The 13,747-nt window shown below is 61.0% G+C and carries 13 protein-coding genes; 7 read left to right on the forward strand and 6 right to left on the reverse strand.

Translation table 11 applies throughout. From position 1 onward, the window contains the following. The 4 genes from G7048_RS20525 to G7048_RS20540 form a co-directional block, all read right to left on the reverse strand. The gene (locus G7048_RS20525) at window positions 1-942 is read right to left on the reverse strand and encodes a glycosyltransferase (protein WP_166069919.1); all 942 of its coding nucleotides are present in this window, start codon (window positions 940-942) and stop codon (window positions 1-3) included. Continuing rightward, complete coding sequence (locus tag G7048_RS20530) at window positions 935-1,894, reverse strand: UDP-glucuronic acid decarboxylase family protein (protein ID WP_166069920.1); 960 nt, start codon at window positions 1,892-1,894, stop codon at window positions 935-937. The genes G7048_RS20525 and G7048_RS20530 overlap by 8 nt, the downstream gene beginning before the upstream one ends. Window positions 1,895-2,007: 113 nt before the next feature. Beyond that, window positions 2,008-3,441, reverse strand: a complete 1,434-nt coding sequence (locus tag G7048_RS20535; protein WP_240933047.1) for a sensor histidine kinase — start codon at window positions 3,439-3,441, stop codon at window positions 2,008-2,010. After that, window positions 3,438-4,124, reverse strand: a complete 687-nt coding sequence (locus G7048_RS20540; protein WP_166069921.1) for a response regulator transcription factor — start codon at window positions 4,122-4,124, stop codon at window positions 3,438-3,440. The genes G7048_RS20535 and G7048_RS20540 overlap by 4 nt, the downstream gene beginning before the upstream one ends. Window positions 4,125-4,261: 137 nt before the next feature. Here G7048_RS20540 and G7048_RS20545 point away from each other — a divergent pair, with 137 nt between their 5' ends. From G7048_RS20545 to G7048_RS20560, 4 genes are all read left to right on the forward strand, one after another. Further along, a complete protein-coding gene (locus tag G7048_RS20545) occupies window positions 4,262-5,221 on the forward strand; it encodes a tripartite tricarboxylate transporter substrate binding protein (protein ID WP_166069922.1) in 960 nt (319 codons plus the stop codon). A 203-nt stretch (window positions 5,222-5,424) separates the two neighbouring features. Next, window positions 5,425-5,985, forward strand: coding sequence for a tripartite tricarboxylate transporter TctB family protein (locus G7048_RS20550; protein ID WP_166069923.1), 561 nt, complete (start codon window positions 5,425-5,427; stop codon window positions 5,983-5,985). Beyond that, window positions 5,985-7,502 (forward strand): tripartite tricarboxylate transporter permease, encoded by a 1,518-nt coding sequence (locus G7048_RS20555; protein WP_166069924.1) that lies wholly within the window; start codon window positions 5,985-5,987, stop codon window positions 7,500-7,502. Before G7048_RS20550 ends, G7048_RS20555 begins: the two co-directional genes overlap by 1 nt. A gap of 374 nt (window positions 7,503-7,876) precedes the next feature. Further along, a complete protein-coding gene (locus G7048_RS20560) occupies window positions 7,877-8,182 on the forward strand; it encodes a metalloregulator ArsR/SmtB family transcription factor (RefSeq protein ID WP_166069925.1) in 306 nt (101 codons plus the stop codon). A gap of 135 nt (window positions 8,183-8,317) precedes the next feature. Here G7048_RS20560 and G7048_RS20565 read toward each other — a convergent pair whose 3' ends face one another. Further along, window positions 8,318-8,734, reverse strand: coding sequence for a DsrE family protein (locus tag G7048_RS20565; RefSeq protein ID WP_240933048.1), 417 nt, complete (start codon window positions 8,732-8,734; stop codon window positions 8,318-8,320). Window positions 8,735-8,976: 242 nt separating this feature from the next. Here G7048_RS20565 and G7048_RS20570 point away from each other — a divergent pair, with 242 nt between their 5' ends. Together G7048_RS20570 and G7048_RS20575 are read left to right on the forward strand one after the other, a co-directional pair. Then, the gene (locus G7048_RS20570; protein WP_371747711.1) at window positions 8,977-9,900 is read left to right on the forward strand and encodes an MBL fold metallo-hydrolase; all 924 of its coding nucleotides are present in this window, start codon (window positions 8,977-8,979) and stop codon (window positions 9,898-9,900) included. Then, on the forward strand, window positions 9,897-10,382 hold the full coding sequence (locus tag G7048_RS20575) for a hypothetical protein (RefSeq protein ID WP_166069926.1): 486 nt from the start codon (window positions 9,897-9,899) through the stop codon (window positions 10,380-10,382). The genes G7048_RS20570 and G7048_RS20575 overlap by 4 nt, the downstream gene beginning before the upstream one ends. Window positions 10,383-10,465: 83 nt before the next feature. Here G7048_RS20575 and G7048_RS20580 read toward each other — a convergent pair whose 3' ends face one another. Continuing rightward, on the reverse strand, window positions 10,466-13,018 hold the full coding sequence (locus G7048_RS20580) for an IPTL-CTERM sorting domain-containing protein (RefSeq protein WP_166069927.1): 2,553 nt from the start codon (window positions 13,016-13,018) through the stop codon (window positions 10,466-10,468). Window positions 13,019-13,357: 339 nt separating this feature from the next. Between G7048_RS20580 and G7048_RS20585 the strand changes: the two genes are divergently transcribed. Then, on the forward strand, window positions 13,358-13,684 hold the full coding sequence (locus tag G7048_RS20585; RefSeq protein WP_166069928.1) for a c-type cytochrome: 327 nt from the start codon (window positions 13,358-13,360) through the stop codon (window positions 13,682-13,684). Window positions 13,685-13,747: the final 63 nt, after the last annotated feature.

Genomic DNA, 13,747 nt, shown 5'->3' on the forward strand with positions numbered 1-13,747 from the left:
CTAAGGGCGGTGCAGAATGGCTTGTGTGTTGTCGACAGAAGTGGCCGGCGCAGCGACTGGACGACTGGCGCGATGGCGTTGGAGCAGCATGGTCAGTGCCATTGAAATGCCTGCAAGCGCGGTAGCGCAGATCGCCAGACCGGCAATGACGCGCAGGCTCTCTGATGAAGTCATTGCAAGGAGATGCATGACGCAGAGCAGAAGCGCCGAAATGGTGGCACTGCACAGCAAGGCAAATCTGGATCGCGCCACGGCATCCTCAGAGAACACCATGATGGCCTTCAGCCCGTGCTGAACGAGGCGGGAGAAGTTCATCTTCGATTGGCCGTGATAACGCCTGCTGCGATCCACGGGCAAACGGGTGAGGGGCTGTTGCGACGCCAATGCGGCAGCAGCGACATGGGTCGAAAGCTCCGGCATGCTCGCCAGTTTTTGCGCGGCGCGGGGTGTCATCGCCATGAAGTTTCCAAAGTTGATGGCGCGGCCCGTGGCCATTCGGAACAGCAGTTTGTAGGCCACATAGAATGTGCGAAATTTCAGAGACTCGGAACGCTTGGCACGTTTAGCCACTGCGATGACGGCTTCGTTCTGTGAGTCCAGGTGGGCCAACAGTGCCTGGCATGCCTCGGGCGAGTCTTCGCCATCGGAGTCCATGATGATCAGCCGTTGATGCGCTTGCAGTTGAGGGGCGATGAAATGCAGCCCCGTGGCGATGGCCTGCTGGTGTCCGACGTTGCGGCGCAGGCTGAGGATGCAGGTGTCCGGCGCACCTTCGGGAATATCGGCCAACCGCATCGGCACCTTGGGTGATCCGTCATCCACCGCCACCACCAGAAGCGAGTCGCCAAATACCTTGCCAAGCTGCTGCAGCAGGATGGCGCAGGCCGGTGCGTCGTCGTAGACCGGTGTGACGATGACGACGCGGTGGCGGTGTTCAAGCATCTTGCGTGAGACCAGCGAAGTAGCGGTGGGTCTGCTCAAGACCATCGTGCAGGGACACGCGCGGTTCCCATTGGAGCAGTCGCTTGGCGAGCGTGATGTCGGGTCTGCGTTGCTTCGGATCGTCCTGCGGCAGTGGCTCGAAAATCAGCCGGGAATCGCTTTGTGTGCGTGCCAGTATGTCGTTGGCGAGTTCGCGGATGCGCAGCTCTTCGGGGTTGCCCAGATTTACAGGACCGGTGATCCAGAGGGGACTGTCCATGAGTCGCACCAGTCCTTCGATCAGATCGGAGACATAGCAGAAACTGCGTGTTTGCTGGCCGTCGCCATACAGAGTGATGTCGTGCCCCGCCAGCGCCTGCATGAAGAAATTGCTCACCACACGACCATCATCGGGATGCATGTGGGGGCCGTAGGTGTTGAAGATGCGCGCGACCTTGATCTTCACGCCATATTGGCGGTGGTGATCAAAGAACAGCGTTTCCGCACAGCGCTTGCCTTCGTCGTAGCAGGAGCGCACGCCGATGGGGCTGACGTTGCCGTTGTAGCTCTCGGGTTGCGGGTGCATCGCAGGGTCCCCATAGACCTCGCTGGTCGATGCCTGCAGGACTTTGGCGTTGTGGCGTCTGGCGAGGTCCAGCACGTTCAACGCGCCGAGCACATTGGTCTTGACGGTCTGGACCGGGTCGCGCTGGTAATGAATGGGTGACGCGGGGCAGGCGAGGTTGTAGATCTCATCGACCTTCATGGTGAGGGGACTGGTGACGTCCTGCTCGATCAGTTCAAAGTTCGGGTGCTGCAGCAGCGCGAGCACATTGTTTCTGGAACTGCTGTAGAAGTTGTCCAGACAGATGACTTCATGGCCGTCCTGCAGCAGGCGTGCGCACAGGTGAGAGCCCAGAAAACCAGCCCCTCCCGTCACCAGTACGCGATTTTTAGTATGGATTGTTGGCATTTTTCGACGATCCCCCCGCTGGAAACCGTCAGGATGGCGGAACGCAGTCGAGATGTGTATCTGATTGTGCACCGGATCGCAAAACAAGGGCATCAAAAGCCGCGTGGAGGAGGTCAGGGGGCGAACAGCGGCAAGATCACCAGTGCATCCAAGCCCACCACATTCTTGTCATTGCCGAGTCGATTGCGCAGCGCGATGCTTCCGCCCAGTGCCTGCACGATCTGCTGGCAGATGGCGAGGCCCAGGCCCGATCCGGCGCGCACGTCGCCTGCGGAGAACGGCTGGAACAGTCGGGTGGCGAGTTCGTCGTCGATGCCGGGGCCGGTGTCTGCGATGGTGAGCACGGCGTCGTAGTCCTCAATCTGCAGCGTGACGTTGAGTGCGCCGTGCTCGGGTGTGTGGCGGATGGCGTTGTGCAGCAGGTTGCGGCAGAGTTCGCGCAGCATCCATTCGTGGGCGAGCACGGGCGCGCTGTCGGTCTGGATGCCGAAGTCGAGGTCGTTTTGCGCGATGAGCGGCGAGATGTCGAGCGCCACGTCGCGCAGCACTTCGTCCCAGCGCACTTCGGTGGGCTGGCTTTGCTGGCGCAGTTGTTCGACCTTGGCGAGCGCCAGCATCTGGTTGGCGAGCTGCGTCGCACGTTCGACGGTGCCGCCGATTTCTTCGAGCGCCTGCCGGTGCGGCAGGTCGTCGCGCAGGGCCGATTGCACCTGCGTCTTGAGCACGGCGAGCGGTGTGCGCAACTGGTGCGAGGCGTCGCGCACAAAGCGCTGCTGGTGTTCGAGCAGATGCGACAGGCGCTGCATCACGTCGTTGGTGGCGTCGATCAGCGGTTGCAGCTCGCGCGGGGCCGATGCGCCGTCGATGGGCGAGAGGTCGTCTTCGTTGCGTGCCTGAATCGTCTGGCTGAGCTTGCGCACCGGGCGCGTGGCGCGTTGCACGACGAGCACGACGATGAGCGCGATCATGGCGATGAGCATGAGTTGACGCGCAATCGTGTCCCACAGAATCTGCAGCGCTGCGGCCTGGCGCAGTTCCAGTGTTTCCGCGACCTGGATGATGGCCATGCCGCGACCTTCGGGGCTGGAGACCGGCTGGAGCAGCACGGCGACGCGCACGGGAGCGCCGCGGAACTGGTCGTCGTAGAAATCGACCAGCGCTGCATAGGGCGGACGTGCGGGAATGGTTCCGCGCCACACCGGCAGTTCGGCAAACCCTGAAATCAGCTCGCCCTGCAGATTGGAAATGCGGTAGAAAAGACGGCTCTGGTTGTCGGTTTCGAAGGCCTCTTGGGCGGCGTAGGGCACGGTGGCTCGCAGCTCGGCCAGTTCGTCGTAGCCGGTCACGTCCAATTCTTCGCTGATGCTTTTGGCGGAGGCGAGCAGCGTGCGGTCATAGGCCGTGTTGAGTGCCACCAGCGCTTTGCCGTGCAGGCTCCAGGTGTTGAAGCAGATCACCAGCAGCGTCGGCACCAGAATGCCGACCAGCAACTGGCGTCTGAGCGACCAGGAGCGCCACGCGGTCTTGGCCCTGCGCCGCAGTTTCACTGATCGACCTTGAGCAGATAACCCAGCCCGCGCAGCGTCATGAGCGACACGCCGGTGTCGGCGAGCTTCTTGCGCAGGCGGTAGACCACGACTTCGATGGCTTCGTATTGCACATCGGGTTGACCGGGGAACACGGCTTCGTAGAGCCGCTCTTTGCTGAGCGCGCGACCGGGATGCGGCAGCAGCGCGCGCAGCAGGGCCTGCTCGCGCGGCGTCACTTCCATGGGCTCGCCCTTGAGATAGAAGATGCCGCTGTCCTTGTCGTAACGCAGTGCGCCCAGCGTGATCTGTGAAGGGGCTGTGGGCTGGCCTTCCTGCTGGTCGGCGGCGCGGCGCACGAGGGCGCGCAGGCGGGCTTCAAGTTCGTCGAGGTCGAAGGGCTTGGGCAGGTAGTCGTCGGCACCGGCGTTGAGACCGCGCACGCGGTCGCCCACGGTGCCGCGTGCGGTGAGCACCAGCACGGGCGTGCGCAGGCCGCGCGAACGGGCCTGCTGCAGCACTTGAAGACCATCGAGGCCGGGCAGGGTGAGGTCGAGAATCACCGCATCGTGCGGTCTGGCGATCATTTCGGCGAGCGCGGACGCACCATCGCCGAGCGCGGTGACCTGAAACCCGCGCCTTGCCAGCGAGCGCTGCAGCGTGGTGCGCATCGTGGCGTCGTCTTCTACCAATAGCAATTGCATGGACGGCACCTTAGCAGCTTGGAAACGTGGCTTGACGGCCTGTGTATCCGTGTTATCCCTGATGTCGAGGACAGCGGTTTGACAGTTTGATTTAGCATCATACTGGTGCAGTTTCCCAATAAACAGGAGTGAGACACATGCGTCGAGACACCTTTCTGAAATCTCTGGCAGCGCTGGCTGCTGTCGGCAGCCTGCCACTTTCCGCGCGCGCTGCTGTCGCCGTGAAAATGATGTTGCCCGCCAACCCCGGCGGCGGCTGGGACACCACCGGTCGCGCGCTTGGCAAGGCGCTGCAGGACGCAGGTGTGGCTTCGTCCGTCACCTATGACAACAAGGGCGGCGCGGCCGGTGCCATCGGTCTGGCCCAGTTCGTCAACGGCTCCAAGGGCGACCCGAATGCACTGATGGTGATGGGCGCCGTGATGCTGGGCGGCATCATCACCGGCAAGCCACCTGTCAACCTGAACCAGGCCACGCCGATTGCGCGCCTGACCAGCGAATACAACGTCTTCGTGCTGCCTTCCAACTCGCCTTTCAAGAACATGGCCGACGTGGTCGCCCAGCTCAAGAAAGACCCCGGCAGCGTGAAGTGGGGCGGCGGCTCGCGCGGCTCCACAGAGCACATTGCAGCAGCGATGATTGCGCGCGAAGTGGGCGTCGATCCCGCCAAGATCAACTATGTGGCTTTCCGTGGGGGTGGTGAGGCAACGGCCGCCATTCTGGGTGGCAACGTCACCGTGGGCGGCAGCGGCTACAGCGAGTTCGCCGAGTACATCACCGCCGGCAAGATGAAGCCCATTGGCGTGACCTCCGCCAAGCGCCTGCAGGGTCTGGATATCCCCACGCTCAAGGAGCAGGGCATCAATGTCGAGATCGGAAACTGGCGCGGTGTGTACGGCGCGCCCGGCATCACGCCCGAACAGCGCAAGGCACTGGTGGCTGCGGTCGAAAAGGCTGTCAAGAGCAAGGCCTGGGCCGAGGCCATGGACAAAAACGGCTGGACACCTGCATGGCTGGCTGGCGACGAGTTCGGCAACTTCGTGGATCAGGAATTCGCCAGCCTGCGCGCCACGATGGTCAAGTCCGGCATGGTTTGACGTTGGAGTGCCGGGTCATTGATCCGGCCAGAGCCCCGAGCAAGGGCGTCATGTTGCGCACGCCCTTGCTTTCTTTCACAAATCGATAGTAAATCGCCCCTGAAGGCAGAGGGCGCAGGGTGACTGTTCCCTGATCACGAGCGTTGCGCGTGTGAGGCCGGATTCATTGCTCAACAACCACACATAGCAAGGGCAAAAACAACATGACCACAGATGCTGTATCCCAACCGCCAGCGGCCAGTCCGCTGGAAGAGTTGTCCATCCCATCACCCAAATGGCAGGCGGCAGTCGGCGTGGGTGTCGTGGGCGTTGCGGCTGTCATGGCCTTCGGTGCCATAGGCATTCCGGGTGATTCCGGCTACGGCGGCGTGGGCCCCAATTTTCTGCCGTGGGCTTGTGCGGTCGTGCTGGCTTTGTGTGGTGGTCTGCTGATCTGGGAGGCGCTCACGGGCGGCTACCGTCAGGCGGGCGATCCCGGTGGCTCCAAGCACGCGCATCTGGTGCCGTTTGCATGGGTGTCTGCCGGGCTGCTGCTGAACGCAGCGCTCATCACGCACATTGGCTTCATCTTTGGCTGCACCATGTGCTATGCGCTGGCGGTGCAAGGCCTGCGTCGCGGTGAGGGCCAAACCGGCCTGCTGTCTCCACGCAATCTGGCCATCGACATCTTCACTGGCCTGGCGATCTCGGCGCCGGTGTTCTGGGCATTCACACAATTCCTGGCGATCAGCTTGCCAGGACTGACGGATACAGGGTGGCTGTGATGGATATTTTCAACGCTTTGATGCAGGGCTTTGCCACAGCCATTACCCCTGCCAATCTCTTGTGGGCACTGGTTGGCTGTGCCCTTGGAACGGCCGTCGGCGTTCTGCCCGGCATTGGCCCCGCAGTGGCCGTGGCCATGTTGCTGCCCATCACCGCCAAGGTGGAAGTGACAGCTTCGATGATTTTCTTTGCCGGTATTTATTACGGCGCGATGTACGGCGGATCGACCACCTCGATTCTGCTGAACACGCCCGGGGAAACGGCGAGTATGGTGACGGCGATGGAGGGCAACAAGATGGCCAAGAGCGGGCGCGCGGGTGCGGCGCTGGCGACTTCGGCCATCGGATCGTTTTTCGCGGGTACTGTGGCCACAGTCGTGGTCACGCTCTTCGCTCCCACCGTGGCCGACTTCGCCGTGAAGCTCGGTCCGCCGGAATACTTCATGCTGATGGTGCTGGCCTTCACCACCGTGAGCGCGGTGCTCGGTCAAAGCAGCCTGCGCGGCATGACGGCGCTGTTCCTCGGTCTGGCCCTCGGCTGCATCGGCATGGACCAACTCTCGGGCGCGGCGCGTTACACCGCAGGCCAGATGGAACTGCTGGACGGCGTGGACATCGTGCTGGTGGCGGTCGGTTTGTTTGCTGTGGCAGAAGTGCTCTACAACGCGCTCTACGAAGGCAAGGTCGACGAATCGCAGAACAAGCTCAACCGCGTCTACATGACCAAGCGCGACTGGAAGCGCTCGATCCCCGCATGGATTCGCGGCACGCTCATCGGTACACCGTTCGGTTGCATCCCCGCTGGCGGCACCGAGATCCCCACATTCCTTTCCTACGCGACCGAAAAGAAGCTGGCCAAGGGTGAAGACAAGGCCGAGTTCGGCACCACCGGCGCCATCGAAGGCGTGGCAGGCCCCGAAGCCGCCAACAACGCCACCGTGACCGCTGCGCTGATTCCGCTGCTCACGCTGGGCATTCCGACCAGCAACACGACCGCCGTGCTGTTGGGCGCGTTCCAGAACTACGGCATCAACCCCGGTCCGCAACTGTTCACCAGTTCCGCCGCTCTGGTCTGGGCGCTGATCGCGTCGCTGTACATCGGCAACATCATGCTGCTGGTGCTGAACCTGCCGATGGTCGGCATGTGGGTGAAGCTGCTGAAGATCCCTCGTCCGCAGCTCTACGCCGGCATTCTGATCTTCGCAACAGTGGGTGCCTACGGCATGCGCCAGAGCACATTCGACCTGTTCCTGCTGTACTTCATCGGCCTGCTGGGTGTGCTGATGCGCCGTTATGACTTCCCGACAGCGCCCGTCGTCGTCGGCATGATCCTCGGCCCACTCGCCGAAGCACAGATGCGCAACGCGGTGTCGATCGGCGAAGGCAGCTGGATGATCTTCCTGCAACGCCCCATGTCGCTGACCCTGATCATCATCGTGCTGATGGTGCTGTTCATCCCACGTTTCATGCGCTGGATGGGCAATCGCAAGGGGCCGCAAATGGTGGAAGCCGCGTAAAGTTTCTTGAATCTGTTTGACTGCGACAAGGAGCCGCATGCCCGAAAGGGCGTGCGGCTCCTTACTTTTTGCAATATCGACGCGGATTGTTGCAGCGCCATCATCAAAATTACAGAACTACCAATATGATGACAACTTGATCAGATCGGATGTTGTTGCGTGCAAACATGTGTTTGCGCTTTAATCAGAGGGCATTGATTCACAACAGATGTGGCAGATTCCAGCTCTGTGCGTGGTGAGGTAGTGAACCTACACTTTTCTTCATGTCTATACGCAAGAACTGGCCGCAATCGCGCCGCAGTCAATATGTCGCTGATTTCGGCAAGTATTCCACTAGCCGCCAGCTGTTGCAAAACCCAATGCAGGAGCCTTCCATGGATGCAGAAGTGATCGACGACGACAGTGTTTATGAAAATGCCGCAGAGCTGTTCCGCGCCATGGCCGCACCCATGCGCCTGCGCATCATCAGCGCGCTGTGCAACGGGGAAAAGAACGTCTCGGAGCTGCTGTCATCCATCGACACCACGCAGCCCAACATGTCGCAGCACCTGAACACGCTCTACCAGGCGGGCATTCTCGGCCGCCGCCGTGAAGGCGTCAGCATCTACTACTTCATCACCAACGAGAAGGTGGTGCAGATGTGCCGCAGCGTCTGCCTGCAGATGGCGATCGACGACTGATTTCCAGAGGGTCGGTAGAGGGGTTACGCAGAGGTTTTGATTAGAGCATCTTTGGCTTTTGATGCTCGACTCCAGCAAAAAGGGCAGCCGTTTGGCTGCCCTTTTTGCGTTTGACGACATGAGCGTCCAAGCCATTCAGGGCTTGAGATACACGTAGCCTTCCTTGGCTTGCAGGCGCGCCACTTCGGCCACGCCAGAGGGGACGATGGAGGTCTCCATCAAAAGCTTGCCGGGATCGATGCTGCGCGATTGCAGCGTGTTGTTGCACACGCGGAACTCCACGCCTTTGGCGGCCAGTCCACTCACCTGACCGCTGAATTCGCGGCCCTTGCTGTCCTTGGCGTCGCTCAGCAGAAAGTCGATGCCGGGGCCATGCGTCACCACGACGATCTTGTCCTTGGGGGCGGCATTCAGATGGTTGTTGATGTTGTTGAGAATCGCGGCAGCCGTTTCGACGCCGGTGTTCACGTGATAGACCGCCTTGATGTCCTGCGCGAAGGAAACGCTGGCCATCAGAGTGAGGAAGAAAGCGAGAAAAACGCGCTTCAGCATGTTGGGCTCCTTGTATTACTTGGGTTGCGTTGGTTGTATTGGTTCTAATCCCAGCCCCAAAATATCGCTGGTGGCTTATATTAGCACTGGCACCGCGTGTGTCATGTGCTGGTTGATACCAGTCAAAACACATACAGGAGACGTTGAGGATGTTAGTTCAAGGAGTGCGTTGGGCGGCAGGCGTTGTCATGTTGACAGGCATGCAGATTTCGGCGTTTGCGCATGGCGACCATGGCGCGGTCATGCAGGTCGCTCAAGCGGCAGTGGCGACGACGGCCCCGGAAGCGGCCTCGGTGAAGATGGAGGTCAAGAGCGTTGCGCCCAACGTCTACTACGTTCAGGGCGTGTCGGCGCTCGGCTCGCCAGCCAACCAGAACTTCATCTCGAACGCGGGCTTTGTGGTCACCGACGACAGCGTGGTCGTGATCGACGCGCTGGGTTCGCCCGCATTGGCCGAGGAGTTGGTCGCCAAGATCAAGCAGATCACGCCCAAGCCGATCAGCACGGTGATCCTCACGCACTACCACGCGGACCATATCTACGGCCTGCAAGTGTTCAAGGCACTGGGCGCCAAGATCGTCGCCAATGGGCTGGCCAAGGAATACATCAACTCCGAGACGGCGCGTTTGCGTCTCGAAGCCTCGCGCACCGAGCTCGCGCCGTGGATCAACGCCGACACGAAAATGGTCAACGCCGACCAATGGATCGCTCAGGACGCGGTTCCGTTGAGCGTCGGTGGAACGGATTTTGTCCTGCAACACATGGGCCCCGCGCACACGCCTGAGGACACGGCGGTGTTCCTGCCGCAGACCGGTGTACTGTTCATCGGCGACGTGGTGTTCCGCAACCGCATTCCCTATGTCGGTCAGGCCGACAGCCGCCACTGGATCACAGCGCTCGATGCCTTGCTCAAGCTGCCCGTGAAAGTGATGGTGCCCGGTCACGGCCCGGCATCCGATGAGCCCAGAAAGGACATGCAGATGACGCGCGACTACCTGGAGTTTCTGCGCACATCCATGGCCAAGGCTGCGCAAAATCTCGACCCATTCGACGACGCCTACAAGGCCACCGATTGGTCGCGCTTCGAGGGCTATCCGCTGTTCAAGGAAGCCAACCGCATGAACGCCTACAACACCTATCTGCTGATGGAGCAGGAAAAGCCATGAAGTCCTTGGACCGCCGTGCAGCACTGCTGGGACTGGCAAGCGCGCCCTGGCTGATGCCGTCGGCAATGGCCGCTCCGCAGGATGCGTCGGAGCGCCTTTTGCCGACCACTACTGACCTGCGCGCCAGCCTTGCGCAGGCGCTCGCACGCGGCGAGCCCTTGATCGTGCTGGCCACGTTGCACGGCTGCCCGTTCTGCAAGGTGGCGCGCGAGAACTATCTGGTGTCGGAACTGAAGGCGGGCCGTGCGGTCACACAGATCCAATTCCTCTCGCGCGATCCTGTGCGCGACTTGCAGGGCAACGAGACTACGCACGGTCAACTGGTCAAACAATTGCAGATCGAAGCGGCTCCGACCCTGCTTTTCTACGGCCCAGCCGCGAAGGAAGTCGCTCCACGATTGGTGGGCGGCTCCACCTCGGACTTCTACGCCGCGTATCTCGACGAGCGAGTCGCGCAGGCGAGGGCCGCCGTGCGCGGCTGACCCATGAAAAAGGGGCATGAAGTTCATCACTTCATGCCCCCCATTTCATTGGAGCCTCATTTGAGCTTCATTGGCGCTTCGGATCAGCTTTGTTGACGCTGGCGGCGTACGCCCATCAAGGCAAAGCCGCCAAGCAGCGCGGACAGCAGCCACAGCGCCCATTCGCCCAGCGTCGGCACCGCGGCGGGATCGCTTGCCGCAGGCGTCAGCGTCTTGGCGACGTTGTTGGTCGGCACCGGGTCGGTGGTGGTGCTGCCTGCCGTGGTCGTGATGGTGACGATCGCCGCATCCTTGGGCGTGAACTTGGTCTCGCAGGTGATGCTTGCTCCCACCGCGAGGCTGGTCACGGGCGACGCTGGTGTGCAGATGGTGGTTGCACCGGTTGGCGCACCGGTGACCGTGCAGGTTGCATTGTCGGCAACGCTTGGGCCTGCATTCGTGCAGGTGCTGACGAGGGTGGCTTCCACGCCGGGTGTGCTCATCAATCCTGGAGGCGAGCTAGCCTGCATGTCCGCCATCGGTGGTGTCGTGATCACCGGGGTCTGTCCGACATTGTTGCTTGGATCAGGATCGGTCGTGGTGCTTGTGGCGGTGGTCACCAGCGTCACTGTGCCGGGTGTGGTGGGCGTGAACGTGGTCTCGCAGGAGATGACTCCGGTGCCCACAGCCAGTGCGGTCACGGGCGGCGTGGGTGTGCAGATGGTTGTGGCTCCGGTGGGCGCGCCCGTCACCTTGCAGTCGGCTGCTTCTGCGACATCGGGGCCTGCGTTCGTGCAGGTGCTGGTCACCTTCACGGGCGTGCCGACCGTTGTGGTGATGGTCGTCGGTGTGCTCACCTGCATGTCGGCCAGCGGACGCACATACAGCAGTGTGGGGGCAGCGTCATTGCTCGGGTTGGTGTCCAGCGAACCTGTGGTTGCGGCGGTGGTCGTCAGTGTGACCACTCCTGGTGTGACAGGCACGAATGAGGTGGTGCACGAGATCACGCTGTTTGGAGCGAGGTCGGTGGGCGAGGGCGCGCAACTGGTGCTCACGCCCGTCGCATCGGTCGGAATGCCGGTGACCGCACAGGTGGCACCGAGCGCCATGTCCGGGCCATCGTTCGTGCACGAGGTGTGGAAAGTGACCGGCGTGCCCTTGCTGACGGATTGCGATGTGGTGCCTGTGCCGATCAGGTCGACTGCTGGCAGCACGGTCACTTGTGCGGTGCCGGGTGGATTGAGCGCAAAAGTCTCCGTTGTTCCGGGTGTTCCGGCTGTGCCAGAGCCAAGTGGGCCATTGGTCAACGTTTGCGACGCGTTCATGGGCGCGGGTGCAGACACCTTGACGTCGAGCGACACCGTGCACGAGGCGGTGTTGGCAGGAAGGTCACCGGCTGTCACTGAAATTTTGTTGCCTCCCAAAGTCGCATTGGCCGTGGTGCTCGCGCCGCAATTGGTCGTGGGTGCGGATGCGACGGTCATGCCTGTGGGTAGCGTGTCGGTGAACGTCCAGCCGGTCTTCTGCGCCAGCTCGGTCGTGTTCGTGATGGTGAAGGTCAGAGTGGTTGTCTTGCCATTGGCCAGTTGTGCGTCGGCAAAGGACTTGTCGAGTTGCGGCGTCAGGTCAAGAATTTTCAGATTGTCGAACGCGCCATCGTTGCCATTGGTTCCCGAAGAGTTGTTCACGAACTGCATGGCGACTCTGTCGCGCGTGTAGAGAACCGGCTTGTCGCCATAAATCTGCGCTCCGGAGATGACGCCCGAAGCAGGGGCGGTCGCCGGACACGGGTTGGCGGACTGGCTGTTGAGCTTGGTCAGGTTGGCGTTGCCTGTGCTCAGATCGGTCTTGTCGCCTGTCACATCGTGGATGAGATAGAAATCGATGTTCGCGTCAACCGGCGAGTGCGCTCCGCCTGCTGTGTATTTGCAGCTCGTCGTGGCCATGGCCACCGAGAACGTGATGAACCGGCCGCCTGCAGGAATGGGGATCGGTTGTGTCATCTGCAACTGCACCAAGGGCTTCATCGGCGTATCCCGATTGGTTCGCGTGACGGTGTACGCCGCGATCACATGGTTGCCGGCGTTGGCTGCCTCGGTACCACCATTGACAAGCACACCGAGTGACTTGGCCAGACGCTGCAATTGGCCCCATGCATTGTTGAGTTTGCCGCCGAACCCGCCCATGCAGTAGGCAAGGTCATAACCATCGGTGTTGCCGGTACCGTTGGGGTCGTATTCGGCGGCAAGCAAAGCGCCCGTGGGGGCCACTTTGGTGGAGTCCAGCCACATCCCGTTGCAGAAGTTCTTGTTGAGCCAGAAGGGCACGTTCGGTGGATCGGGACGGGCAATGGCTGCGATTGCGGGAGTCCCCGTATAGGCAACGCCCGCTGCCGTGTACTGGAGCGGATCGCCGTTCACATCCAAGGTAGCACTCTTGTACTCGCCGAGCGAGAGTGCTTGGCCTGCAGCAGGAGCGGTTTGTGGGTTCTCGAAATCCTCTTTGAAGATAGGAGGGTTGTCCGTCGGTATGCCGGGACTGCCCGCCGCAGCCTGTGCAGCCGTCATGCCCAGTGCGAGCATCACCCCCAAGCTGGATTGCGTCAGCGTGAACCGAAACCCTGATGTGTCGAGCAGCGCTGTTTTTTTGTTTTTCATTGCATAAGTCATAAATGATTACAACAAACAAGAATAGTTGGTTGTCGATCAGATGTGATGAATTAGTGCACACGCATTGTCAACTGTTGTTATTTTTGCACGATTGTCCATGTGTACGAGTCGTTATTGGTGAGCGCTGAGTGTGGTGCGGAGATTCGCATGGCTTACCAGGCAGTCGAATGTCAACTCGGGTAGGCGCGAGAAGGTCATCGGTGGGTGCTTCGTCAGCCGCTATTCGTTGAATGAATAACGGGGGAAAACCCGTTGGATTTTGATCCATCTCACAGAACATAATCCAACACATAAATACATGCTTATATGTAGATAAAGGACAAGACGATGAAGCAGATTCGCAAGTACTTCGTGGCCGCAGCCTGTGTGATGGGTGGTTTGACAGTGGCAGCTCCGAGCTGGGCCAATCTGGCTTTGGCGCAGAAAAATGCCTGCATGGCCTGCCACACGGTCGACAAGAAGCTGGTCGGCCCTGCCTATCAGGACGTGGCCAAGAAGTACGCGGGTCAGGCCGATGCGCAAGCTGCGCTGGCCAAGAGCATCAAAGCGGGTGGCTCAGGCAAGTGGGGCCCTGTGCCCATGCCTCCTCAGGCAGCACTCAGCGATGCCGATGCGAGCACGCTGGCTGCGTGGATTCTGGGTGGCTCCAAGTAATCCCATCAGCGCCAGTCCGAAGCAGCTTTGTTCTTTCTTCGTGACGGGCTTGTGAAGACCTGA

It is taken from the genome of Diaphorobacter sp. HDW4B (assembly GCF_011305535.1).
Taxonomy (GTDB): domain Bacteria; phylum Pseudomonadota; class Gammaproteobacteria; order Burkholderiales; family Burkholderiaceae_C; genus Diaphorobacter_A.